This window comes from Acetobacterium carbinolicum, from assembly GCF_047456275.1.
In the GTDB taxonomy this organism is placed as follows: domain Bacteria; phylum Bacillota; class Clostridia; order Eubacteriales; family Eubacteriaceae; genus Acetobacterium; species Acetobacterium carbinolicum.
Genome location: NZ_CP173357.1, coordinates 2,480,728 through 2,506,788 on the forward strand (window position 1 = coordinate 2,480,728; position 26,061 = coordinate 2,506,788).

The 26,061-nt window shown below is 42.9% G+C and carries 21 protein-coding genes; 9 read left to right on the forward strand and 12 right to left on the reverse strand.

Translation table 11 applies throughout. The annotated features are described in order from the left end of the window. Positions 1 to 183: 183 nt before the first annotated feature. The 6 genes from ACIZ62_RS11495 to ACIZ62_RS11520 form a co-directional block, all read right to left on the reverse strand. The gene (locus tag ACIZ62_RS11495; RefSeq protein WP_414150187.1) at positions 184 to 735 is read right to left on the reverse strand and encodes a hypothetical protein; all 552 of its coding nucleotides are present in this window, start codon (positions 733 to 735) and stop codon (positions 184 to 186) included. A gap of 189 nt (positions 736 to 924) precedes the next feature. Next, positions 925 to 3,549: a methyl-accepting chemotaxis protein gene (locus tag ACIZ62_RS11500; protein WP_414150188.1), complete on the reverse strand. Its 2,625-nt coding sequence runs from the start codon at positions 3,547 to 3,549 to the stop codon at positions 925 to 927. 222 nt (positions 3,550 to 3,771) lie between these two features. Continuing rightward, positions 3,772 to 5,403: an ABC1 kinase family protein gene (locus ACIZ62_RS11505; protein WP_111886514.1), complete on the reverse strand. Its 1,632-nt coding sequence runs from the start codon at positions 5,401 to 5,403 to the stop codon at positions 3,772 to 3,774. Further along, positions 5,390 to 5,785: a phasin family protein gene (locus ACIZ62_RS11510; protein WP_111886513.1), complete on the reverse strand. Its 396-nt coding sequence runs from the start codon at positions 5,783 to 5,785 to the stop codon at positions 5,390 to 5,392. The genes ACIZ62_RS11505 and ACIZ62_RS11510 overlap by 14 nt, the downstream gene beginning before the upstream one ends. Positions 5,786 to 6,029: 244 nt before the next feature. Next, positions 6,030 to 7,226 carry a threonine ammonia-lyase gene (ilvA, locus tag ACIZ62_RS11515; protein ID WP_111886512.1) on the reverse strand — a complete coding sequence of 399 codons (1,197 nt, stop codon included), beginning with the start codon at positions 7,224 to 7,226 and terminating at the stop codon, positions 6,030 to 6,032. A 53-nt stretch (positions 7,227 to 7,279) separates the two neighbouring features. Beyond that, positions 7,280 to 8,935 (reverse strand): NAD(P)H-dependent oxidoreductase, encoded by a 1,656-nt coding sequence (locus tag ACIZ62_RS11520; RefSeq protein WP_414150189.1) that lies wholly within the window; start codon positions 8,933 to 8,935, stop codon positions 7,280 to 7,282. Between the two features lie 385 nt (positions 8,936 to 9,320). Between ACIZ62_RS11520 and ACIZ62_RS11525 the strand changes: the two genes are divergently transcribed. The 8 genes from ACIZ62_RS11525 to larC all read left to right on the forward strand — a co-directional run bounded on the left by ACIZ62_RS11525 (position 9,321) and on the right by larC (position 18,303). Beyond that, on the forward strand, positions 9,321 to 10,622 hold the full coding sequence (locus ACIZ62_RS11525) for a DUF362 domain-containing protein (protein WP_414150190.1): 1,302 nt from the start codon (positions 9,321 to 9,323) through the stop codon (positions 10,620 to 10,622). 107 nt (positions 10,623 to 10,729) lie between these two features. Continuing rightward, entirely contained in the window at positions 10,730 to 12,715 is a 1,986-nt protein-coding gene (locus tag ACIZ62_RS11530) for a sigma-54-dependent Fis family transcriptional regulator (protein WP_414150191.1), read from the forward strand. A gap of 3 nt (positions 12,716 to 12,718) precedes the next feature. After that, positions 12,719 to 13,405, forward strand: a complete 687-nt coding sequence (lipB, locus tag ACIZ62_RS11535; RefSeq protein ID WP_414150192.1) for a lipoyl(octanoyl) transferase LipB — start codon at positions 12,719 to 12,721, stop codon at positions 13,403 to 13,405. Between the two features lie 27 nt (positions 13,406 to 13,432). Beyond that, positions 13,433 to 13,669, forward strand: a complete 237-nt coding sequence (locus tag ACIZ62_RS11540) for a biotin/lipoyl-containing protein (RefSeq protein WP_111886507.1) — start codon at positions 13,433 to 13,435, stop codon at positions 13,667 to 13,669. Between the two features lie 3 nt (positions 13,670 to 13,672). After that, entirely contained in the window at positions 13,673 to 14,416 is a 744-nt protein-coding gene (locus ACIZ62_RS11545; protein ID WP_414150193.1) for an SDR family NAD(P)-dependent oxidoreductase, read from the forward strand. Positions 14,417 to 14,449: 33 nt separating this feature from the next. Further along, positions 14,450 to 16,309 carry a non-ribosomal peptide synthetase gene (locus ACIZ62_RS11550; RefSeq protein WP_111886505.1) on the forward strand — a complete coding sequence of 620 codons (1,860 nt, stop codon included), beginning with the start codon at positions 14,450 to 14,452 and terminating at the stop codon, positions 16,307 to 16,309. A 44-nt stretch (positions 16,310 to 16,353) separates the two neighbouring features. Beyond that, positions 16,354 to 17,103 (forward strand): nickel pincer cofactor biosynthesis protein LarB, encoded by a 750-nt coding sequence (larB, locus tag ACIZ62_RS11555; RefSeq protein WP_111886504.1) that lies wholly within the window; start codon positions 16,354 to 16,356, stop codon positions 17,101 to 17,103. Positions 17,104 to 17,151: 48 nt separating this feature from the next. Further along, entirely contained in the window at positions 17,152 to 18,303 is a 1,152-nt protein-coding gene (larC, locus tag ACIZ62_RS11560) for a nickel pincer cofactor biosynthesis protein LarC (RefSeq protein WP_111886503.1), read from the forward strand. A gap of 138 nt (positions 18,304 to 18,441) precedes the next feature. On the opposite strand, the gene ACIZ62_RS11565 is transcribed toward larC, so the two are convergent. The 4 genes from ACIZ62_RS11565 to ACIZ62_RS11580 all read right to left on the reverse strand — a co-directional run bounded on the left by ACIZ62_RS11565 (position 18,442) and on the right by ACIZ62_RS11580 (position 21,738). Then, positions 18,442 to 19,125: an L-2-amino-thiazoline-4-carboxylic acid hydrolase gene (locus ACIZ62_RS11565; RefSeq protein WP_414150194.1), complete on the reverse strand. Its 684-nt coding sequence runs from the start codon at positions 19,123 to 19,125 to the stop codon at positions 18,442 to 18,444. Positions 19,126 to 19,322: 197 nt separating this feature from the next. Continuing rightward, a complete protein-coding gene (locus ACIZ62_RS11570; protein WP_162624366.1) occupies positions 19,323 to 20,009 on the reverse strand; it encodes a DUF2786 domain-containing protein in 687 nt (228 codons plus the stop codon). Between the two features lie 198 nt (positions 20,010 to 20,207). Continuing rightward, on the reverse strand, positions 20,208 to 21,383 hold the full coding sequence (locus ACIZ62_RS11575; protein WP_111886500.1) for a MalY/PatB family protein: 1,176 nt from the start codon (positions 21,381 to 21,383) through the stop codon (positions 20,208 to 20,210). A gap of 55 nt (positions 21,384 to 21,438) precedes the next feature. Beyond that, positions 21,439 to 21,738, reverse strand: a complete 300-nt coding sequence (locus tag ACIZ62_RS11580) for a PLP-dependent transferase (RefSeq protein ID WP_242988555.1) — start codon at positions 21,736 to 21,738, stop codon at positions 21,439 to 21,441. 360 nt (positions 21,739 to 22,098) lie between these two features. Between ACIZ62_RS11580 and ACIZ62_RS11585 the strand changes: the two genes are divergently transcribed. After that, on the forward strand, positions 22,099 to 22,929 hold the full coding sequence (locus ACIZ62_RS11585; RefSeq protein WP_111886499.1) for a tRNA 2-thiocytidine biosynthesis TtcA family protein: 831 nt from the start codon (positions 22,099 to 22,101) through the stop codon (positions 22,927 to 22,929). Positions 22,930 to 23,001: 72 nt separating this feature from the next. On the opposite strand, the gene ACIZ62_RS11590 is transcribed toward ACIZ62_RS11585, so the two are convergent. Continuing rightward, positions 23,002 to 24,066: an XdhC family protein gene (locus tag ACIZ62_RS11590; protein ID WP_204355443.1), complete on the reverse strand. Its 1,065-nt coding sequence runs from the start codon at positions 24,064 to 24,066 to the stop codon at positions 23,002 to 23,004. After that, complete coding sequence (locus ACIZ62_RS11595; RefSeq protein ID WP_111886498.1) at positions 24,059 to 26,053, reverse strand: sigma-54-dependent Fis family transcriptional regulator; 1,995 nt, start codon at positions 26,051 to 26,053, stop codon at positions 24,059 to 24,061. The genes ACIZ62_RS11590 and ACIZ62_RS11595 overlap by 8 nt, the downstream gene beginning before the upstream one ends. Between the last annotated feature and the right edge of the window lie 8 nt (positions 26,054 to 26,061).

The window sequence follows — 26,061 nt, forward strand, 5'->3', positions numbered from 1 at the left end:
TTTTAACTGAATTTTGACTATTGCCCAGACGCTTAAACATTACAATTTTATTTAAACGAGTAACACATTACGCCAGTCAATTATCATTCTTTTTAAATTTTCTAAAAGGAAAACCTCTAAATTGATGTATTTCACGCTTCAATTTAGAGGTTCCCAAAATTTTAATTGTGAAATGTCAAACCATTACTGTTTTAACTCCTGAACACCGGTTACTGAACTGGTCGCGTCCATCATAAATGTTGATTGAGCTTCGAGTGTTGTAAAATACAAATTTCCCTCGATTTTTTGGTCTTTAAGCTGAAAGTCATTGGCATTTACATAAACATCACCAACAAAGGTTCCGTGTTCAATGCTTGCTTTGGGACTATTAATGGTTAGTTTTGGTGCCGTCAGTGTAAATCTGGCGGTAACATTTCGGTCCTCATCTTGCGTATAAAGGCCTATCTTGCGCTGAACGATATCATTTCCGCCATCATCTTTCTTGCCATTAACAAAATCGCCGTCTAAGACCAGGTCCGAGCTAATTTCCAAATCATCAATGGTGGCAATGATCCAGGTCCCATCTTTGCTGATGGCTTTAATAAAGGCTTCCTCCGTATCAACAATTGAAGCAGTTGTTACGACATCAGTTTCCGACCCAGTATCTTTATCATCTGTTGTTGCTGGAGCTTGGGCGCAACCTGCAATCAATAGAACAAGGCCGATAATCATTCCGAGAAATAATTTTCTTTTCATTTTTTTCTTCTCCTTTTTTTGTTACTTAGATTCGCTTTTAACAGCTATAATTATTTCTACCCAAAATTAATCATTCTAATCTAAATTTTTTAACAACACAAAAAATTCCGCCCAAAAGACGGAGTTTTTACTCGATTATTAATGTAATACCAAGATTAAAGACACTTTTTACTAATCGATGGCTTTGGCTTAACCGATCGTTTTAATTTCAAAGGTACCAACCATCTGCTTAAGCAGTTGCGCCTGGCCAGAGAGTTCTTCACTGGCTGCCGCGCTTTGTTCTGCTGTGGCCGCATTGGTTTGAATAACCAGTGAAACTTGCTCAATCCCCTGATTAATTTGCTCGATTTCTGCGGCTTGATCACTGGAAGCCTGCGCAATATTTCCAACTAAATGGGTGACTTTTTTTATCTCACTGGATATTTCTTTCAGGCTACTGGCGGTTTCATCTGCTACCCGAGTACCAACTTCCACCTTATCGATCGAACCTTCAATAAGAGCGGTTGTCTCTTTGGCAGCATCACTGCAACGAATGGCCAGACTTCTTACTTCCTGGGCAACCACGGCAAATCCTCTGCCGTGCTGACCGGCTCTGGCTGCTTCGACAGCAGCATTAAGTGCCAGAATATTGGTTTGAAACGCAATATCATCGATTACTTTGATAATTTTAAAAATACTGTTGGCTGATTCATCTATTTCATCCATGGCGGCAACCATTTTTTTCATTTGATGATTGCCGATCTCGGCATTTTTTCGCACCGCAATCGCCCCTTCATTGGCTTCATTGGCCCTGATCGCATTGTGCTTTGTTTTGTCGGCGACTTGTTCAATCGAAGTGGTTAGAACCTCAATCAAACTGGCCTGTTCTGTTGTTCCCTGGGCCAGCGCCTGGCCACTATCTGATATTTGAATCGCTCCCATTTCCACCTGGGCCGAAACACTGTCAATATCCGAAAGGGTGGTACTAAGTCGGGTATTAATCGTGTTAAGGGAATTTTCTATTTCTTTAAAGTCACCTTTAAACTCCGCTTCAATTTCCTGTTTAAGATTTCCCTGCCCCATTGCTTCAAGGACACTTGTGATTTCACCGACATAGATTGCCAATGACATGATGCTTTCATTGAGATCGTCCTTAATCTTTGCATGATCACCCTGATAATCACCCCTTACCATGGCATGAAGATTTCCCTGTGCTAATTCACGCAGGACATCTGAAGCTTCTTTAACTGGTTCAATCACTGCATCCAGGGTCTGGTTGAATCCTTCAATAACTTGGGCATATTCACCCCTGAATTTACTGCTGTCACCTCGAAAACTAAGATTTCCTTGCACCGCAATTTGAGCCATGGTTTCGGTTTCTTCTACCAGCATAAAAATATTTTCCATCATCCCGGCCAAGGTGGGCATCAGTCGATCATTTTCGCTGCGTTTGCCATCCTGCTTAAGCTTTGGCAAATCAGAAAGATTTCCTTCTCTAATATTGCCGGCAATCCGCGTGATCGTCAAAAGAAGCTGCCGGATACCATTGATGGATTCGGCAATTTCTGCGTAAATCCCCAGATAATTACCTACGATTGCCTGGGAAAAATCGTTGCGGTTCATCAGTCCCAACACCCGGTTGCCTTCTTCCAGGGCTGCCAGACCGTCAATACAGGCATTGATATTGTTTTTAAAGGTATCAAAGTCGCCATAATAAGTCTCATCGATTTTCTCCGGAATAACGCCGTTGCCGATTTGTTCCACATAGCTGGCTGCCACATTTAAAGGGGTTACAAGTGCATCCAAGGTGTCGTTAAATCCCACTAGAATCTCTCGGAAACCGCCTTTAAACGCATTGGCATCGCCCCTGATCTGGAGTTTTCCATCAACTGCTGCCTGAGCGAGCATGGTTGACTCAGCAATCAGATCGCGCACGGTCTTTATTGTTTGTTTAAGTGCCGGTATAATTTCATCAGCTTCATCCTTTTGCTCAATTTCCGCCGATAAATCCCCATCAGAAATCTGTTGGATGGTTTTTATCACCACGTTTTGAAGATCATCGGCAAAATGATCCATGGCGGTAGCCATTTCACCTACCTCGTCGAGACTGTCCATATAAAGCCGCATGCCCAGGTGTCCCAGACTCATTTCTTTAATCATATCCCTAATTTTTGCAATCGGTCTGGTAATTGTTGACGCAATAAAAAGACCTAACAGTAAAGAAATCACTACCCCGATCACCAACAGGGCAATCGTCATTCGAGTGGTTTCTGTGGCGATATCATGATTACTTTTTGCGGTACCTTTAACAGCTTCTAACTTTAAGTCCATCATTGCCCGGTAATTTTCTTCGATTTTTTGTTTTACCACTTCAAAATCACTGCTATTAATCAGCCCCAGGGCTTCTCCCTGGTTTCCTTGTCGAACCAGATCGATGACATTGGTTACGATCAGATCAAAATCATCTTTTAGCAGGTAGGTTTCGTCCGCAATTTCGATTGCTTCCGGTGAACTTAAAGTTGTTTGAAAGGTTTTGAGATTTGCATCAAATCGGGAATTTCGTTTTAGAATTTCAAGCTCAATGGCATCAATTTCTTCGGGGCTGGTTGCACCTAACAAATCCTGGGTGTTTCCTACAAGACCTTGAAAAGCGTCAACAATATAGATAAGTTCTCCCAGCGGTTTTGCCATTTTCTCATAAAGGTACACATCCTGTTCACTGATTTTTTGGATACCTGCCAGTCCCATCATGCCGATCCCTCCGGCGATAATCGCAATGACTAAATACCCCAAAATTACCTTGCTTCCTATTTTTAAGTTGTAAAACCATTTCATCTACTCATCTCCCCATCTGCTGCATATTTATTCGATTGATGCACTAAAAAAATAACAGCGCAAAAGATTCCGGTTTCCCGATTATCTTCGTCGCTGTTAAAGTCTAACATGCACGGCAGCATCATATGTTAACGGTTTGGAAAGATTACATTAAGAGTCTGTTAATTTACCCCAGAATGACTTCAATTGAAATGGATCAAAAGACATTATAGTAGTCTGTTTTCAACGTTTTCGCTTTTTTCGGTGGATGGAAATCATCAACGCCAGGCTTAAAATAATAGCGGTAAAATAACCCAACGCGCCCAAAGCCGGGATTCCCATAAATTGGGGGGTCATGTTGGTGGTTGCGATGAAACTGGAACTCATTAAAAGCGCCGCCAGAATGATGCAGATCACGATCTTATTTACCATCTGATCGATTTCCGCCAGGGGTTCATCTGATCCGAGAATCTCAAGATTCACTTTCAACTGTCCCTTATTCGTCAGACTCAAGAAATCAGAGACTTGTCCAGGTACACTAATTGCCTTTTCTCCCGAAGTTAGGATTTTTTGTCTGTTCGACTCCATAAAATTATTCAAATCGAAATTTGTGATCTGCTGACCGGCCATATGGTTGGCCATGATACGAACAAAATTGGCGTCGGGGGATATTTTGGCAATCACGCCTTCAATGGTGATCATGCCGCGACTGAGCATACTGATACCTCTGGGCATACCAATATGATTCTCGGCGGCTATTCGCAATATTTCTTCCAAAAATCGCCCCATGTTGATGTTGCTGAGTTCCTCGGTACCATAGACATCCAGCATCCGATCAATCGCTTCATATAAAAGCGAATGATTAATTCGCCGGCCCTTATGGACTCCCAGCGAAAGGATCGCCCCTTCGAGACTTTCGACATCCCGTGTCGCCACAGCTTTGACACTTCTTCTTAAGAGTCCCATTTCCCGCTTGGACAGTCTTCCCATCATACCTAAATCAATCCAGACGATCTGTCCATTTCTGATAAAAATATTTCCTGGGTGAGGATCAGCATGAAAAAAGCCATCATCAATGATCTGCTTGACATAGTTTTCAGCCAGCTTCACGCCAATTTCTTCAAGATCATAGCCGGCATCCTGTAACGTTCTTGTTTCATCAATTGCAATGCCGACGATGTCTTCCATGACCAGAACCTTGGAGGTGGTGTATTGATTGTAAATTTTAGGACAACCGATATATTTGATCTCTGCATTAAGTTCATTAAATAACTGAGCATTTTTAGCCTCAAAAAGAAAATCCATTTCCTGTTGGGCCGTACTCCACATTTCGTCAACAATCATTTTAAAATCGACTACATCGCCAATACCACTGGCGATATTGAGAATACCGGTGGCCCGGTTTAGTAACACCACATCCTGAGCCATGACCTTATAGATCCCCGGGCGCTGGACCTTAATCACAACCTTCGCCCCATCGCTTAAATCGGCAGCATGAACCTGAGCAATAGAGGCCGATCCCAGGGGGTCTTGATTAATGTTGCTAAACACATCATCCACCGGACACTGATACTCTTCTTCAATAATTCGAATGAATTCATCAAAGGGCATCGGCGTCACTTGTGAGCGCAATTTTTCAAGTTCGATACAATAGTCATTAGGGAAAATATCCCGGCGCATTGACATAATCTGACCAATCTTAATAAAGGTTGGCCCCAAATCTTCAATGATAAGTCGAAGTTTTTCCGGGGTCAACCCTTTGGTAATTTCGTGTTTTACCAGAATGGATACAATTTTTTTTAACCGTTTTCCATTTGTATCCATTGGTCCTTTCGGTATATCTTTTACGCTTAGACCGGAATCACTTAAATTCATCGATTTCCTTTTCACTGACATTTTCTGCTAAATCAGACACCTCGATGATTTCTTTCTCCACTTGTTGCGTTGAAATAATCGTCTCTAACTTATCTTGAATCTTCTTTATCTCATCAGGAGTCATCGTATCCAGGCCTTCTATAACGGAATCGGCGGAAGGTGGTGTTTCTGATTTAACCACATTAACCGTCACCGTGTCTTTTATGGTTTCTTTGATATTGTGTTTTAATTCTTCGTTGAGAATCTTTCCCTGCTGGACCGTGAGATCACCCTTTTCCACCAACTCATCAATGAGAACCTTTGATTTCTCGGCTGTAACAGCCACCGCGCCTACACCAAATAAAAAAATCTTCTTTAAATCGTCGCTAATATCGGCTAACATTTTTCTCCTCCTGTGTTAAAACTATATTTTTTAAAGAAAAGCTATACACTCCCTTTAGAATGGTTAATCAAAGCCATTAAATGTTCTTTTATCAGCTCCCACTCATTATCTTGGTGTGCTCTTTTTAGAGGGGTCGCCCTTTTTTAAAAAAGCACACCAACGATAACAGATGTTAAACAACTTATCAGTTGAATTATACCCCTTTTTCCCATCGCCAATCAATTGAGAAAAACAATTTTTAGCTTTATTTCTGCAATTTAAATCCGCCCTGGACCAGACCTTCACGGATTTCACCAATATGATCATAATTTCTTGTTTCTAACTCAATTCGCAAGAAACAGCCATTGATATCAGAGCCTTCATTGCTTCTCTCATGATGAATTGAGATAACATTTCCGCCCAAATCTGCAATAATCTGTGACACTTTTTTTAGCTGTCCTGGTTTATCAATCAATTCGATGTTAAACGAGCAGGTGCGACCAGAGGTTAATAGACCCCGTTTGATGATTCGGGATAGGATTGTCACATCAATATTGCCACCCGACACAATACAAACCGTCTTTTTCCCTTTTATTGGCAACTTACCAAACATGGCGGCGGCCACCGCTACTGCCCCGGCCCCTTCGGCAATGAGCTTTTGTTGCTCGATCAGGGTCAGGATCGCGGTCGATATTTCATCCTCGGTAACGGTGACTATTTCATCCACAAAATCTCTGCACAGACTAAATGTTAAATCTCCTGGTTCTTTTACGGCAATTCCATCGGCAATGGTTGATACCTGGGGCAACCGACAAATTTTACAGTTTTTGATGGACTCGTGCATGCTGGGTGCGCCGCAGGCTTGAACCCCATAAACCTTTACCTCGGGCTTTAAGGCCTTGAGCACGTAGGCAATGCCGGAAATCAGTCCGCCACCGCCTATCGGAACGATTACCGCATCCAGATCCGGCAGACTTTCTAGCAGTTCCAGACCGATGGTTCCCTGACCAGCGATGACAAACTCATCATCGAAGGGATGAATAAAGGTATAACCTTTCTCAGCCTGAAGTTCCAATGCTTTTGCATAGGCCTCATCATAGCCGCCTTCCACCAGGCAGACCTGGGCGCCATAGGCTTTTGTCGCTTCCACCTTGGAAATCGGGGCTCCATCTGGCAGACAGATCAGGGCTTTGATATGGTTAATCGCGGCGGCCATAGCCACCCCCTGGGCGTGATTGCCAGCCGAGCAGGCAATCACGCCCTTCGCCCGTTCTTCGTCACTAAGCTGAGATATCTTATAGCAGGCGCCCCGAACCTTAAAAGACCCGGTGATCTGCAAATTTTCGGTTTTTAAATAAATATCGCTGTCGGGACATATTTTAGGGGCATGAATCAAATCAGTCGGCCGAATATATTTTTTTAGGGTAAATGATGCGTGGTATATTTTATCCAGTGTTAGCATTTAAACTCCTCTTTTTATATTCATGGGTATCGCGGCAAAATTCTTTTCCGCATTTATTTTGGTTTAGCCGCATCAGTAGGATACCATTTTAGAAACCAGAGTGAAAACACAAAGGTTGGAACGCTTAAAAGGATCGGAATAATCGCTGCAAAATTAATCAGTACCGTCGTATTTAGCCAAAGTGTAATGCCGGCCTGAGCCAGGTAAACCAGTGACCAGACATAGCATAACAACCGATTGGTTCTCAAAAACAATACGTTTTTAAGAGCATTGCGACCATTGAAATAGTGGGTATAGTCGGCCGTTAGCGGAATCGTTTTTAGCGTCGAGATCGCCCAGATTAAAGCGAGTGCAAAATACCCGATAATGGCAAAGGTGTTTCCCTGATAATCCGATCCAAAGGTCACCACCGCTAAACCGAGCAAAGAAAACGTCAATAGCGTGGCGCGTTCAAAGTAAACCAGATCGGGCCCTCGCTTGATACTGCATAATACACCACTGATCATAAGTGGAACCACCACCCCAATTAAGGGGCTGTACTCAGCAAAAAGAAAGCAGAAAAGCCACGGACACAAGGCTAGAAAAAACCAATACGGGGTATTTTTAAAACTGATCGGAACCAGCCTTTTTTTCTTATCAGCACTCAGATTAACCGGGCCAAACAGCCCATCCAAAAAGGCGTTGAACACCCGCATATCGCCAGTAACCGCATACTTTTTTTCTAACAATGACTGGGCAGCATCAATTTTTCCTTCTAAAATCCGTTCAAGGGTGGTGAGATTAATACTGATTGCAGCTGTTTCTCGGGCAAAATCATTGCGTAACAGGGTGCAGGTCTCGTCCTTTATGACAAACTGGTAGCGCTCCTTAATGTCAGTAAAATCGATCTGAAGCACCGCATTCATTTTGGGTCGCACCTTGGGATTAAAAGCCGTCTGCACTTCTTTCATATAATTCCAGGCAATGAGTCCACCATCAGAATCCTTCATCCGGGTATCGTCCACCCCCCAACTCAGGTTAGTGGTTTGGAGATAGGTGGGGGTTTCGACAAAAGGCTTTGAGAGGCCTTCCTTGACCGTTGGCGAAATACTCAGATTTTCGCCGTATTCTTTACCCGCAATTTTAACTAAATCCAGATAAGGCCCGGTCAGGTTATCGAGCTGGTGAATTCCCAGGAGCTCACCTTCAACACAGATTATTTTTTCCCACTTATCTTTTCCGAAAAGATTATTAAACTGTTCTTCGACCCCTTCATAATTATTCTTTGTTGATGGAAAGCCACAGGTGCTGATGAGCACATGCTTTTTCTTGTTCATTTTTTCAGGATTTCGGAAGGGATGGCCATAGGTTCCGCCACCTTCATTGTCAATAAATGGCAGCAGTGCCGGTTGGGTCCGCTCCATAAATTTTTTCATGGCACTTGAGATCCCGTAGTGGTAAAGCGGGGTGGCCCAGATCACAATGTCAGCCTCTTCATATTGATGGAAAAGTTCTGTCATGTCGTCCTGAAAAATACACTCCCCCGGAGTGGTAGTCCAGCAGGTATGGCATCCCGTACAGGCGTTAATATTTTTCTGAATTAAATCAACGGTTTGAATTACCGTATCCGGATCAAATTCCAACAGACCGGAAACAAATTGCTCAGCTATGATCATGGTAAAACTCTTACCTGATTTATGACTACCGTTTAATAATAAAACTTTACGCATTTTATCCTCACTTTCTTTTCTAAATTCAAATTACGAAAGTATTATGAACCAAACGATTAACTTTCATATTGATAATCTTACCTTCTATATAATACCTCATATCCTATGATTATAACAAAAAATATTCTCATCGAATACCACTAATTTCAAACTAATCGTTTAACTGATATTTTTAGATTAAGACATCCAAGGTGTGTCACGTGTTATAATGACACATATACGTGTCTTATTCTGACACATGACACACCTCGGATAATCAAACTTTCCTTCGCAATCCCAGATCTAACTGGATTTTCGCACTATTCTGATTTGGCATGATCTTTGCGGGTATATTTGTATATGTCCATAAGTTTGGATAAATATAAACTACTTAAAGGAGACGATCATGAGCAAAACAAAAGTATCTGTTGTAAAGGTTGCACAACCTGAAGGCAATGCCTCATTCATGGGTGGAAAATACATTCGCATTGAAGAGGATGTAAGAAAAATCGAAGCCGCTGTTGCCGAAGCAGTTGAACTGGCGATAGGTTCCCTTGACACCATCATCAAAGAAGGTGACACTGTTTTAATCAAACCAAACCTCGCTTTCCAGGCTCCTCCTGAAAGCCATGCGGTTGTCGATCCCCGAACCATTGAAGCCGTTGTTTCTTATGTTAAGAAAAACTCCAAAGCCGGAAAAGTTGTCATTGGTGACAACCCATCATTAGGGATGCATGTTGGTCGCGCTAAACCGGCATTTAAAGATTCAAAAATGGAAGAAGCAGCCAAGCTTGGCGGTGCGGATGAAGTTATCTATTTTGACGAACATGATGTTGTTGCGGTCGAAATTGAAGGCGCAAAACTATTCAAACACGCCACTGTTTTCAAACCTTTTCTGGATGCGGATGTCGTTATTAACCTTCCCAAAATGAAGGTGCATTTAGCCGGAACCGTAACCTTAGGGCTTAAAAACTGGAATGGGATCATCCCCAACTGTCATCCAAATGATCAGCAGCAAGGGGCTCATCGTATTGAATTGGGCCAGAAAATGGCTGATATGTATCGAATCCGTCATGCCGATCTGACCATTGTTGACTCCGTAATTGGAATGGAAGGCCAGGGACCTCACGCCGGTTCTCCTATTGAAATGAACTTGATCGTTGCCGGAGCCGATACCGTTGCTGTTGACTCGGTGGCCTGTTCCATCATGGGCTTTGAACCCATGGAAATTCCAGCTATCCGCTGTGCCGGAACCGAAGGTCAGGGCGAAATCGATTTAGCCAAAATTGATGTTGTCGGCAACTCGATTGAATCGGTCATGAAACACTTCCGACGCCCCGGTGGTGATCCCATTGGTATGTACGCCGGTTTAACCTGCGTGATGCAACAAACCTGTCCCGGCTGTTTTGTTAATGTTCGTGGTGCGCTCGATTCTTTTGCATTAAGCGGTATTGATATGAATAAATTCCTCGAAAAATCTGGAGAGGTTGTTGTTATTGCCGGCGGTGTGCCAGATTTCGATCCGCAAATATGTGTTGATAAAAACGTCTTTATTTGCGGCGACTGCTGGGAACTTTTCCCATCTGTTGACAAGGTAAAAGAAGGGGCTGAGCTGGCAAAATCCGTTACTTATTATCCCGGATGTGCGCCTGTCTATATTTTTGCACAACTCAATGCCGATCTTCAGAAATTAGCTGCTGCTAAATAATTATTCTAATTGGTATCAGGGGACTCCCTGATACCAATTTACTATCTTTTCAGCAGCGAGCAATCACCTTGAATGATAAAAAAACATCAAAAAGGAGCGTGAACGCTTTGAAACTTACTGCTGACTTTGATGCAATCAAAAATACCTGGGACGATTTTGTGTTATCTGGAAAAATCGGTAGCCATATCCGCAAGCCGATTATTGATTCCTGGCTACGCTGTCAAAAGGCTGGGCTTGATCCCCATGCCTTAAATCGCACTCCTACTGTTAGTGAAACAAATTTTAGAAAACGCCTGGAACAAAATAAGGTGCTCCTGGACGTCAGCATCCCCTTTATGGTGGAATTACAAGAATTTGTTAACAAATCCGGCTTTTCAACCACGCTCACCGATCCAAATGGCGTTATTCTGGAACTAATTTGTGACCAATCCATTTTGAAGGAAGCCTTCACTAAGAATCTGGTCCGGGGCAGTATCTGGAATGAACACATGGCCGGCACCAATGCCACCGGTTTAGCCATCGATCTCCTCCAACCTATTCAAGTGATCGGGGCCGAGCACTACTATGAATGTTATCACGAACTAACCTGCTCTGCTGCACCCATTCTTGACGCCCATGGCAAACTGCTGGGAGTTATGGATATGGCTGGGCCTAAAGAAATGGCTTATCCCCATACGCTGGGAATGGTCGTTGCTGCAACAAAAGCTATCTCGCGGCAGCTTTGTATTGCCGAATCTAATCGTCAGGTCGATTTAACCAACCACTATTTGAGCACGGTTATCGACTCCATGACGGATGGTGTGGTTGCGGTGGATGTCAATGGTAAAATAATTGGTATTAATTCTCATGGTGCCAAAATTTTAAAAACGACCACCTTTGATTCCTATGGAAAAAACATTCTGGAGATTATGGACGGTGAAACCATTCTGGATCATAACGGAAATGTACCGCCTTCTCTTGAAGAAAAAGATAAACACATTATTACCAAAAGCAAAAAAATAAACTGTTTAATTAACAGTAAGCTGATCCTTCACGACAATGGGACCATCGCCGGAGCTGTTGCAACGCTGAAGGATATGGATAAAAAAACCCCGATTTCTGATAAAGCCAAACGAAAAGGCACCCGCTTTACCTTTGATGACATCATCGGTGACAGTTCTGCGTTACTACGATCCGTTCACCTTTCTCAAATTGCCGCTAAAGGCAGTGCAACGGTCCTGTTAGAAGGTGAAAGCGGAACCGGCAAAGAAATGTTTGCCCAGGCGATTCATAACGCTTATCAATCTGATCAACCATTTATTGCGATTAATTGTGCCGGTATTCCTGAAAGCCTGATTGAAAGTGTCCTCTTTGGCTACGAAGAAGGCTCTTTTACCGGAGCCAGCAAACACGGAAAAATCGGAAAATTTGAACTAGCCAGGGGCGGCACTATTTTTCTGGATGAAATCGGAGAAATGCCTCTAAACACCCAGACCATTCTGCTTCGGGTCTTACAGGAGCGTTATATTCAACGCATTGGTGGCAACAAGGACATTGCCATTGATGTGCGGGTGATTGCTGCCACCAATAAGAATCTTGCCGAAGAAGTAAAAATGGGGCGGTTTCGACAAGATCTTTACTATCGATTAAATGTACTACAAATTAACATTCCGCCACTACGGAAACGAAAAAAAGACATTCCAACCCTAGCTGCTTTTTTTCTCAATGATATTACCCGGACCTGTGGTAAATTCATTGAACCGCTTCACCCCTCTACCCTCGCAACAATGCAGGAGTACGAGTGGCCGGGAAACGTGCGACAGTTTAAAAATGCCATCGAACAAGCCGTAAATTTCACTGAAACCAATCGCATTGACGATTATTTTATTTCCAGTTATTTACCCAACCTTGACGCCGAGCTGACCCTAAGAGAAGAACCACGAGCCATCGAGACAAAGGTTTTACAACCTGATGTGGATTTAAAAAAAATGGAACGCTCTGCTATTAAAAATGCGTTGGCGCTTTTCTCAGAACGCAAGAAAGCTGCTGAATATCTGGGAATTTCCCGCAGTACTCTGTACCGCAAAATGAAACAGTATCACCTGGAGGATTAGACCATGAAGAACAATCTTACCTGGCTTGACCTGGGACTGATTTCCTATGAGGAGGCCTTTATCATCCAGGAACAGCTCCACCAGCAATGCGTCGATGGATTCAGACCGGACACCCTGCTTTTTCAGGAAAATTATCCCGTTATTACGCTGGGTCGGGGAACCCAGGAAAAGAACCTGCTTTACACTGCTGAAGAACTGGACGCAATGGGTATTACTGTGACCGCAGTCAGCCGGGGCGGGGATATTTCCTATCATGGGAACGGACAATTCATCGTTTCGCCGATTCTTCATTTTGATCAATATGTGAAAGGGGCCCACCAATATGTACGGTGTCTGGAACAGGTCGTGATTAATCTGCTGGTCCATTACAATCTTAAAGGTAAACGCGTCAAAGGGCGAAGCGGAGTCTGGGTTTCCGAACCCGGAACTGGCGAGGAAAAAAAAATATCCGCTTTAGGCATCGCCGTGTCCCATGGTGTTACCCTCCATGGGATGTCCATTAATGTCAACCCCAACCTCGAACATTTTAAGACCATCATTCCCTGCGGCATCGAAGATAAGGGTGTTACTTCGATGGCAGCCTGTGGCTGCTCCCCCGTTACCCTGGGCGATCTCCGAGATCAGTTTATCCTCGCCTTTGATGGGATGTTTGGCACTCGAACGACAAAAAAAACAATTGCAGAGTTATAAAATAAATACGATTAAGGAGAACTAAAAATGAAATACGAAATTGCAATTCCTGAATTTGCCGAAGGCGCTGAAGAAATAAATTTAAGACAATGGCTTGTAGCTATAGGAGATACTGTCAAGAAAGGCGACAACATTGCTGAAGCTGCCACCGATAAAATCTCCATTTATATTGAATCTCCCGCTGATGGGGTTCTTTCTACCATGTTATCATCAGAAGATGACCGGGTTCTGGTTGGCCAGATCATCGGCGAAATTGAGGGTTAGATCATGGCTGGAATTCATCAGGATAAGGTTATTATTATCACTGGCTCATCCCGGGGAATTGGTTACTCATTTGCCGAATATCTCAGCAATGAGAGTGCCAATATTGTCATTATCGGTCGTAATATTGACACGGCTAAAGCTGCAGCCGAAAAACTGCCCACTAACTGTATTGCTGTCCAGTGCGATATATCATCCGAAGAAGATGCCATTAGAATGGTTGATCTGGTTATGGAAACCTACGGAAAAATTGATGTGTTAATCAACAATGCTGGCATCTTCCCGGTTAAAACTTTTAGTGCGATGACTCTGGAAGACTGGAAAGCAGTGATTGACATTGATTTAACCGGAACCTTTATCGCTACCCATGCGGTTTATAAGGTACTGGAAAAACAGAAACGGGGCAAGATTATTAATGTTGCCTCCATTGCCGGTCGGGTTGGGGGACTGGGTTTTACCCATTATTCTGCCGCTAAAGGCGGGGTCATTGCTTTTACTAAAGCCCTAGCTCGTGAAGCCGCCCGTCTCAACATCCAAGTCAACGCCATTGCCCCCGGTGTTATTGAAACCGATATGGCCAAATCAAATTTCCCTAAATATGCCCTCACCGAACATATCAAAAACACCCCAGCTGGACGATTAGGCACCGAAGAAGACCTTTTTGGAGTTATTTCCTTCCTCTGTTCATCCGGAAGTGATTACGTCATCGGACAGACCATTGCCATCGATGGCGGCTATACCATGATCTAATGCAAATCTGACAAAATTCTTGAGGAGACGCCCATGAATATACAAGAAGCGTTTAAAAAGCTGAAAACTAGTAATGTAACGATCACTTATCTGGAAGCGGATGGCCAGGAGTTTACACAGACCTACGCCACGCTTTTTGAGAATGCTATCAAAGTCCTTGGCGGTTACCAGTCCTGTGGGCTAAAAAAGGGTTCCCTTCTTGTTTTCCAATTAACCAGCATTCAGGCTCAGATCACCTGTTTCTGGGCCGCTATTCTGGGGGGGATGGTTCCTTCTATCCTGCCCATTGCCCAGGATGAAAAATCCCGGACTTACCTTAAAAGTGTGCTGACTGTACTGGATAATCCCGTCATCATTAGTGACCTTGAAGGGATCACCACCCTTTTCGAAAACAACCTGGTGATGTTTCGGACTTTGGTAGAATCCCCCCCGGGAACCATCGCCTCTGTAATTGATACTGATCCCGGAATGATTCAATTCACCTCGGGTACCTCTTCTGACCCCAAGGGGGCGGTTCTCACCACCAAAAACCTGCTAGAAGGCGGAATTGCCAGTAGCATCATTGTCCGGAAAAATGTCCAGGAACGTTATTTAAGCTGGCTGCCGCTCTCCCACTGTTTCGGCTTTGTCGGCTATCACCTGGTTCCGATTGTTAATAACTTCCCTCAGTATTTAATGAGCCCCATGCAGTTTGTAAAAAGCCCCAACCGCTGGCTGGAAAAATTGGCCCAGTTTTCTGCCACCGTTACCGGAGCTGCCCTCTTTGGGATTGAACTGCTACTCAAGGTCGGCATTAAACAGCAGCGAGCAGTCGATCTATCAACTGTATATATCTGTTTTTGCGGCGGTGAGGACGTCAATCCGCTCTCACTAACGGCTTTTGAGGCTCAAACAGCCTCGATGGGTTGGACCAAAGATACCTTAAAGCCAGCCTACGGTCTTAGCGAAACAACCATGGGTGTTGCCTACACCCCTTATGGTTCCTCTTTCCGAATGGATTATTTTTTGGGCAGCGGCATCAGTATTGGTGAAAAACTATTCTTCTGTGATCCTGATGATGATACCCTCGGCCGCATGTCGGTGGGTGTCTTAGATGCATGCAACGAAGTAGTTATCAAAGATCTTGACGGTAATGTTTTGGAACCGGAATATCTGGGCCTGATCCATATTCGGGGCACCAATGTGATGCAGCGCTACTATTCAAAAGACAAAAATGCGCCCACCGGACTAGATGAAAACGGCTGGTTTAACACTGGCGATCTGGGCTTTTTTAGAAACGACTGGCTAAATATTTTTGGTCGCTATAAGGATATTATTATCGTTAACGGCGAGAATTATCTGGTCTCAGATTTAGAAAAAACCGGTAAACAGGCCTTGTCTGACACTATCAACCTGATTGTTGTCCAGGGAAAAGATCGAATCACTCAAAAAAACTGTCTGATTCTCTTTAGTGATTCTAAAGATCCGCAAACCCTAACCCTTGCCGGCCAGGCCATTTCAGCCACTTGGCAGATTCCCACCTCCTGGGGTATAATAATTGATGAAATTCCCAAAACCACCTCGGGCAAAATTAACCGACTGGCCCTAACCATTGCCTGGGAAAACGGCGACTACCAAGATTATGATCAGGCCATCCCGTTAGGCAACATATCTGAATCAACCCTAAAAGGCGCCTATCAAGAGATGGCCAACTACTGGGCCGGAATTCTAAAAATTTCGCCTGCTCTGATTGGACTCAGTAGTCATTTTGTCTATGATCTTGGTGGCGACTCTCTAGGTCTTATTGACCTGATTCAGCAGCTTGAAAAGGCCTATGCTCTTAAAATGAACACCGATCAGATTAGAAATCACCTGACGCTCAAAGAAATGACCGATTATCTCAAAGCCCTTTAGTAATTTTAATATATGCTGACGCATCAGCAGTCATGGAGACAATTATGAATGTAGATCAATTAACAAAACTATTAGAAGACGTCAAGAACCAGCAATGCGAAGTACCTGCAGCACTGGAGCTGCTTAAAACCCTACCCTATGAAGATCTTTCCTATGCCAAAGTAGACCATCATCGGGAACTGCGAAACGGTTATCCCGAGGTGATTTATAGTCCCGGTAAAACACTCAACCAGATAAAAGGGATTGTTGAAAACATGCTGGCACGATCCACCGGAAATATTCTGGCTTCACGGGCTGAACGGGATGTCTTTGATACGATTAAATCCATTACCCCTGATGCCATTTATTACGAGGAAGCCCGTTCGGTTGTTGTCAAACGGGAAGAATATAAAACCACTGATGATTATATTCTCGTGGTTACTGCCGGAACCTCTGACATCCCGGTCGCTGAAGAAGCCGCTGTTACTGCCATGGTTATGGGTAATCAGGTTAAAAGACTTTATGATGTCGGGGTGGCCGGCATCCATCGACTTCTTGGCAACGTCCCGATTATCAATCATGCCAAAGTAATTATTGTGGTTGCCGGCATGGAAGGAGCGCTGGCCTCAGTGGTGGGTGGGCTCACCGATAAGCCCATCGTCGCCGTTCCCACCAGTATCGGTTACGGCGCCAGCTTTGGCGGCATCTCCGCTTTGCTGGGGATGCTGACCTCCTGCGCCAGCGGCATTGGGGTTGTCAATATTGACAATGGTTTTGGGGCTGCCTGTATGGCATCAAAAATTAACAAACTATAAATTAAATAGTATTTCATCAGGGCGTGGCCCGAAGAAGGAGAATTGTCCATGAAGGTTTTATTTTTCGATTGTTTTTCTGGTATTAGTGGCGATATGGTTTTGGGTGCTTTTATTGATTTGGGTATTGATCCGGCTTACCTTTACGCCGAGCTGAAAAAGCTCAATCTTAGCGGGTTTCGCATCGAAGCCGAATCAACCATGAAAAAAGGAATCTCCGGGACCCGCTGTCATGTGGTATTAGAAGCTGATCATCACCATCATCGGCACTTTAACGATATTAAAGAAATCATCGAAAATTCAACCCTTTCGGATGAGGTAAAAAATACTGCTTTGGCCATTTTTATGCGGGTGGCGGTGGCTGAAGGCAAGGTTCACTGTGTTCCGGTTGAACGGGTTCATTTTCATGAAGTCGGTGCTCTGGATTCGATTGTTGATATCGTTGGTGCTGCTATCTGTTACCATGCTCTGAAACCGGATCTGGTTTATGGTTCCAGAATAAATGTTGGTAGCGGCTGGGTGCGCTGTGCCCATGGACTACTACCGGTGCCTGCTCCGGCCACTGCCGAAATTCTCTGTGAGTCTAATTTTGAAATGTACTCCAAAGCCATTGATGGCGAATCAGCAACCCCCACCGGGGTTGCCATTCTGGCTGAACTGGCCACCTATTCCCCCACAACACCCAGTTTTATTCCGGAAAAAACTGGATATGGCTTTGGCGGCAAGGATTTTGGTATTTTAAATGCACTGCGAATTATTCAGGGCCGCAAATCCGAATCTAATACCATCATGGTGGTGGAAACCAATGTGGATGATATGACCGGTGAAATGGCCGGCTATGTGCTGGAGGTATTACTGCAAAGCGGTGCCCTGGATGCCTTCTACACACCCGTTTATATGAAAAAAAACCGTCCGGGCATCCATTTAACGGTTTTGTGTGTTGAAGCTAAGCTTGAACTAATTGAATCCATTGTTTTAAAAGAAACTTCCACCATCGGCATTCGCAAATATCCGGTGGAACGCACCTGCATGCACCGGCATTTTAAAAAAATTACTACCCCTTTAGGTGAGGTCACCATCAAAATATCCCAACAGGGCGATATTACCCGGGCTACTCCGGAATATGAGGATGTCAAGAAAATCGCCCGGGAATCCGGCAAATCCCTTTGGGAAGTTCTGGAAATGGTCGAAAAATTAAAATAGTATTTTAAAGTGATAAAAATACAAAAGACTTGGAGGATTAAAAATCTGAGTCTTTTATTATGATTTCTGTGATCATTTCACTAAACATCTCATTAAACAAATTTATATTAGCACTAAAATTGACTAATCTGTTCTTTATCACATTAAACGATAACCTTTAACCTCAGAATTTTTTATCTTTTTATTGGCTGTTTTCCCGTTCTTAAAATAAAAATCACATATTTCATTCCCTGCTGCCAGAGTCCATTTCCGGCAAAATAAAATCCGGGGGGCTAAAGGATCGTAGGCGACATGATCTGAATGACAAAAAGCCGGGCACAGCTCTAGGGCATCCCTTTTTAACAGCTCCTCGCAGTACAAACAGCTGGTAATATGAAAATAGATGCGTTTCCCGCTGCATTCCCGCCACTTGATGGTCCATCCCTCCTTTGGGTAGCCCCGTTTCAGGGCGGGTTTAATCAGAAGTTTAAATAAGGGGTAAGCAAATGGTAGGCTTCTGAGCAGTTCGGAAATGGTTGCCATGCGAAGGGCAGCTGCTGAAATTTCTTCTTCAACAACGGCATAGGCCACCTCCCAGTAAACACCGCACTCCACTAGTGCCCGATAACAGGCATAGCCCGGTAATATCGATGTTCTTAAATGCCTGCCAATGGCCTTGCTGCCACGATCATCCACATTTTTCAATTCATTCTCCAGAACCGCCTCAGCTTTACCAAAATAGTGACGACCTCTGATTTCGCCAAATAGGATAACCAGGGTTTCCTGGATATTGGAGAGTCGTGTCTTTTTGAAAACATCTCTGTCCTGCTTATTTTTCATCATCGTTGACTCCCATTCTGTCTTTTCTAACTTTAATCGATTTTATTCTGATCGTCTTTCAGCGCAACGATCTCAGGATACCGGCTCATCTCGATACTACCAATCTATTATCTATTTTAACATATCCTGATAGTGCATCAAAATGAAAAAAACCAGCGACATATTTTCAGTATGTAACTGGTTTTTAACTGCTGGCATCATTACACAACATCTTCTTTAACTTCATCCAATTTATTCTGGGTCGTGAATTCTTTTCCCTCCCGATAACCCTGCGCATAAAAAGAATAGTGGTCTTCGTGATTTTCGACTTTATGCTGGGCATGCTCCATTGGTCTGAGAATTTCTTTCACTTCCGGCGGTACTGTCATCACCAGACCCCATTCCTGATGTTCAAAATCCTGAACCGTATATGCGTCATCCAAACCCTCGTAAAAACCCTTTCCGTAGGTTTCACAGGCTTCGTTTATGATGGCGCTTGGTTTTTCATCAAGTTTCATCGCCTTCTTGATTGCTTTAAGCTGAGAACGGACGCAATCAACCGCATAAGCAAAAATACTGCTACAGATTTGGGCGTCTTCTTCATAACCGTAAAAAATAATATAGTGCCGTTGGGTCCCGGGCGGTGTGATCATATAGAAAACGCAACAATTATTTTCTGAAATGACATCAGCCAAACCGGTCATCCAGTGTTCACTGCGAGTGGTATAATAAATGTCCGTGTCAACCTTTATGGGTTTTTCATCATATCTTAATAAATCCCGATCTGTCAATTTATATTCAACCATCAACTTTTTTGCTTTTAGAATCGCAAAATTTGCTTCATTGGGATTGGGACTTTTGCCAAGAGCTAGCAGTTTTTTGATTCGATCTTTTATATTGGCTTCCATTTTCTTCCTCTTTATGAACTTTCTGTTTTTGTCAAAAACAAACATTTTAATATAGAATATATCTTAATTAAATATCACTTTACTCTATATCTCTATTTTATTTGGTAAGTCTTAAACTGTCAAGAACGAAGTTCGTTTTTTATCGACCATAGCAGCAAAGATTAACAAAAAAGGTAAGATGCGTTTTAAAGAAATATCTTACTTGTTATGGATCGCCCGTTCCAGTTGGGTCAACGCCTGCTCCAATATAAGTCTTGGGGTAGCAATATTTATCCGTTGAAAGCCTTCCCCACCGGCACCAAACATGCTGCCGGCATCTAGCCAGAGACCTGCTTTGTTAATAATTAAATCTTCTAAAGCTTCCTCATTTAATCCCAGTTCGTTAAAGTCCAGCCAGATCAGATAGGTTCCTTCCGGCTCAATAAGCTTAACTTGGGGAAGCTGTTCGCTTAAAAAGTCTCTGAGAAAATCCAGATTCTCACCGAGATAGATTTTTAGTTCTTCCAACCATTTTCGGCCTTTTGAATAGGCTGCTGTACAAGCGACAATGCCCATAATATTAATCTCATTATAGCCGCCTTTTTGCATTTCTTTTTTGAACTTTCTTTTTATTTCTTTGTTTTCAATGAAAATATTAGAAACCTGAAGTCCGGCCAGGTTAAAGGTTTTACTGGGGGCCGTACAAGTAATGGTGATCGCTAAAAACTCTGGCTTCAAATCTGCAAATACCAGGTGTTTATGGCCCGGATAGATAAAATCCTGATGAATCTCGTCAGAAATGACCATTACCCCATGTTTGAGACAAATATCACCTAAGTGAACCAGTTCTTCTCGTGTCCAAACCCGACCAACCGGGTTATGAGGATTGCAGAGAATAAACAACTTCGCATTGTTTTCGATAATTTTACTTTCAAAATCATCAAAATCCATAAAGTATTTTCCGTTTTTATGCTCCAGCTTGTTCACCACCAGCTTACGGTCGTTGATTTTGATTGTCTCGGCAAATGGATAATAAACCGGCTGTTGAATAATAATACTATCACCGATCTGGGTCAAACCGCGGATTGCTGTGGCAATGGCATAGACCACACCCGGCGTGGTGATCAGCCATTCTGGCTGGATATTCCAATCAAACCTCGTTTTAAACCAATCCTTCAGGATGAAAAAATAATCCTGTCCGCCTTCCGAATAACCAAAAATACCATGCTTACTTTTTTCCACCAGGGCCTCCACCACTGGTGCCGGAGTTTTAAAATCCATATCAGCCACCCACAGCGGCAATAGCCCCTCGGGTTTTCCCCGTCGATGGGCAAAATCGTATTTGATGGAATTAGTGTTATCCCTTTGAACAATTTCATTAAAATTATATTTCAAGTCTTATTCCCCCTTTATCATCCTGGTTAATTCAGCAATTAAATCCTGGGCACTTTCAATTCCTACCGACAATCTCAATAATCAAGTTGTTAATCCCCTTTGCTTCCCGTTCCTGTTCTGGAATATCCCCATGGGTCTGCAGCATCGGATAGGTAATCAGCGTTTCCACCCCACCAAGACTTTCAGCATATTGAATAATTGAAACCCCTTCTAAAATGTGTTTAGCGGTTTCTTTACTGTCGACCTCAAACGAAATCATCCCACCAAAACCAGTGGACTGACGTTTAGAGATTTCATAGCCTTCATGAGTCGGAAGTCCGACATAGTGGACGGCAGTGATTTTCTCCGTTCTCACATCTAATTCATAGTATCTCAGTATGTTTAATAAATATTATCCGATTCTCGTATTTTTGTCAAGCTGATTCTCTTTTTTATGCTATCACAATTATCGGTATACAGTACTGATTATCAAGAAATCCTTGTGATTGAAGGCGGCCTTGTTAAGTAAATAGAAGGCCTGGTCTAAATAAATTTGGACAAGCCTTACACCACAATTCTAAAAAGTAAAATCTTCATTTGATTACAAGTATTTTTATAGTATAATTAAAAATCAGCCTGGCGACTTCTAAATGATCTCCTGGGTTTTTTTTGAATCGATGTATTATGGAAATTTTTGATTCTGTTATAAAAGTTAGACTAAAAAATAGGAGTTATCATGGAACGCTATGAAGAAATAGAAAAAAGTTTAAAGAAAAAGTATCGTAGCAGTATCTGGTGCCGCTTTACCAGCGGCATCAATGAGTATGAGCTGGTCAAGGAAGGTGATAAAATAGCAGTGTGTATCTCTGGAGGAAAAGACTCCATGCTGATGGCAAAGCTATTTCAGGAACTGAAGAAACATAATAAATTTGAATTTGAATTAGTTTTTCTGGTGATGGACCCGGGCTATAACCCGATGAACCGGGATATGATCAAAAAAAATCTGAAGCTGTTAAATATCGAAGCAACTGTTTTTGAGTCTCAGATTTTTGACTCAGTCGCCGATATTGAAAAATCACCCTGCTATCTCTGTGCCCGGATGCGTCGGGGCCACCTGTATCATCATGCTAAAGAATTGGGATGCAATAAAATCGCCCTTGGTCATCATTATGACGATGTCATCGAGACCATCCTGATGGGGATGCTTTACGGCGGACAGATTCAGACGATGATGCCCAAGCTAAAAAGCTGTAATTTTGAAAATATGGAGTTGATCCGGCCGATGTACCTGATCCGGGAGGAGGCCATCATCAGTTGGAAATTACATAACGACCTGCAATTTATTCAGTGTGCTTGCCGATTTACCGAAAATTTTATGCTTTCAGACAATGAAGGTGGGACTTCAAAGCGCCAGGAAATGAAAACTCTGCTAAAAAAATTCCGGCAAACCAGCCCTTACATCGAAAGCAATATTTTCAAAAGCGTAGAGAACGTTAATCTGAATACCATTATTTCATACAAGCAAGATAAGGTTAAACATCATTTTTTAGATGAATATGATAACTAGCCTATACATGCAAAATAATCTAAATAATAAGGGCACCTGGTAGATCCATCAGGTACCCTTATTAATTGATCACTAAAATATTTCAATAACCACATCCATAATCCCACCACAGGCCATGCCCTCATCTTCGGCGACGGAACCGGTCATATCGACTTTCATCATCAAAAATCCACCATCTTCACGGATTAGATCCCGAGCCGCTACAATTACTTCCCCTTCACTACATCCGCCACCAATACTCCCCAGACTGCGTCCATCAGCCCAGATGATCATCTTGGCACCTGGTCCGCGGGGAACTGAACCTTTTTTCGAAATCACCGTTACAATGGCCCGCTTTTCCGACTCGTTTTTTGCCAGATTTTTAATCACATCAAAATCAAAATCGGAATGATTGGTTTTATTTTTCAGATCAGCTTTTTCATGCTGATGACTTACACGCTTGACGCTGATAATTTCAGCGATGATCGAAATAGCAATTTCTTCTGGCGTCACGGCCCCAATTCGCAAGCCGATGGGCGAATACACCCCACTTAGTTGTTCCTGACGAAATCCGTCTTCAAGAAACTGTGCCATCAAACCTTTAACCCGGCGCCGGGAACCGATCATCCCTAAGTACTCCGGATTGACTGATAGTGCCTGCCGCAGGCAAAGGGCGTCATGTCGATGACCCCGGGTAACAATCACCACGAAATCCGACCGCTTAACCTTTAGTTTTTCAAAACAGGTATCAAAACTTTCGCAGAGTACCTGATTGGCTTGGGGAAACCGCTGGGTGTTGGCAAAGGATGGCCGATCATCAACCACCGTCACCTTAAAGCCAATGTCGGCACCATATTGAGCCAGAGGTTTAGCAATGTGCCCGCCGCCGAGAATAATCAAACGACCTTCAGAATAAAAAGGTTCATAAAGCTCCTCAATACCGTCTTCTGAGGCTAAAAATTCCGGCAGTCCTTTATTAATAACCACTTCCAGAATCTCATCCGTTTTTTCCTTACCGTTACCCCGATCTTCTTTGCTGAGGAGTTTTTTTTCAATCACTTTTTTTCCCGTTTCTCCCAGGGTTCTAAATTGGGTGACCATAACTACCTGATCTTTTTGATCGAGCTCTGTAATTAGCTTCTCGTATTGATTAACCATGTTTATGTCCCTTTCCATATCGATCTTCAAACCAAAATTCTCGTGGTTTATTACCGATTTCAAGTTTAATTTCATATTTACTGATTTTACTGTACAACGTATTTCTCTGAATCCCCAGGGCTTGCGCCGCTTGACTGATGTTTCCCTTGTAAATCTTCAAAACCCGTTTAATATGTTCCTTTTCAATATAGTTCATATCGAGTAGCGCGGGATCCAGATCTTCCAGGCGCTCTTCCCGCAATTCGAGCGGTGTTTTATCAACATAACCGGTGAATTTTTTCGATAAGTCTGTTTGTTCCGAATTTTTTAAAAAATATTGATCCGGAAAGGATTCGGTATTGATCATCAGTTCGACAACATTTTCCACTTCTCTTACATTTCCCGGCCAATTATAGGTTTCTAGCATCTGCATATTTTTTTCAGTAATCTGAACTTCTTTTTTCTCATATTTCGATGACAGGTTTTTCATAAAATAATGAAAAAGGATGGCAATGTCACTTCTTCGTTCCCGTAGTGGCGGCAGATAGAGGGGCAGAACATTAAGCCGGTAAAAGAGATCTTTTCTGAAACGTCCCAGCTCCACTTCCTTTTTTAGATCTTTGTTGGTAGCAGCGATAATCCGTACATCGATGGGAATGGATTGTTGACTACCAATTTTTGTGATGACGTTTTCCTGAAGTACCCGCAACAATCGGGTTTGCATATCCAGGGGCATTTCACCGATTTCGTCCAACATAATGGTGCCATTATTGGCCTGCTCAAATTTTCCAATGTTTCCCCCTTTTTTTGCACCCGTATAGGCACCGTCTTCATAGCCAAAGAGCTCCGATTCAATCAACTGGTTGGGAATCGCTCCGCAATTAAGGGCCACAAAGGGTTCCTCCATTCGTTTACTATGATTATGAATGGACTGGGCAAAAACTTCCTTACCACAGCCACTCTCACCCAAAATAAGAATCGTTGAACGGTTATTAGAGATTTTCTTTGCATATTCAATCGTACTGACAAACTGAGAGTCCTGCCCCATGATTTTATCAAAGGTGTAATAGGGTTGCTCACACTTCTGGATTTTTCGGGACTGATCTTCTTTTAATACAAAGACAATTTCAATACTGTCGTCCTGGGGATTATAAATGGGACTGGCCGTCATTTGACAATGAAAATGATTGCGTAGCGCCTTGATATTAATAATCCGGTTAACATGTTTTTCAGAGTGGATCGCGTCCTTAATGTTTTCCCAATCTTCAATGATTTCAGAAACATTGGTCGCTGACAATTGTTTGTATTTATTACCAAAAAGATCCATGGCTTTTTGATTATAGATTTTAATCATCCCATCCAAATTGGAGGTAAGAATCGCTACCGGCATCGAATTAAAGATCGTTTTAATATGTTTGTTGGTCATATTCTGAAGTCTGTTATATTCTTTGGCCTTAAGCATCTCCTCAATCGCATTCGATGCTGCAATCACCATTCCCAGGGTATGGGGATGTACCGAATCAGAATAACCAGTAAGATCCAGCGCTGCAATCAAATTGCCATTAGGATCCCGAATGGGTGCACCCGAACAGGTCCAGCGATGATAAGCTTTTACCAGATGGTCTGTTCCTGACATTTGAATTGGTTGCCCCGATTTGATTACCAATGACATGGCGTTCGTTCCAATGTATTCTTCACTCATATAGGCACCAGCCACCATTTTTAGTTCAAAGGCTTCTGTTAAAATTTTCTCATCACCAATAGCGTTGAGAATACAGCCATCCCTATCGGTTAACAAAACGAAAAAATTGTTCCCCCGGACAATGCTCATCAGATGCTCCATGTAGGGAGCCGCTGTCAGGATTAGATCACGATTCTCTGAAAACTTAGTCTGCAGCTCACCGTGGTCAATCATTTTTTTACTGAAAACCTGATCCTCAGTAATCCCATATCCGATACAGCGCTGCTTTGATTCTTTGATGATTGCTCCATAGATATTCTTATTCATGTTTCCCC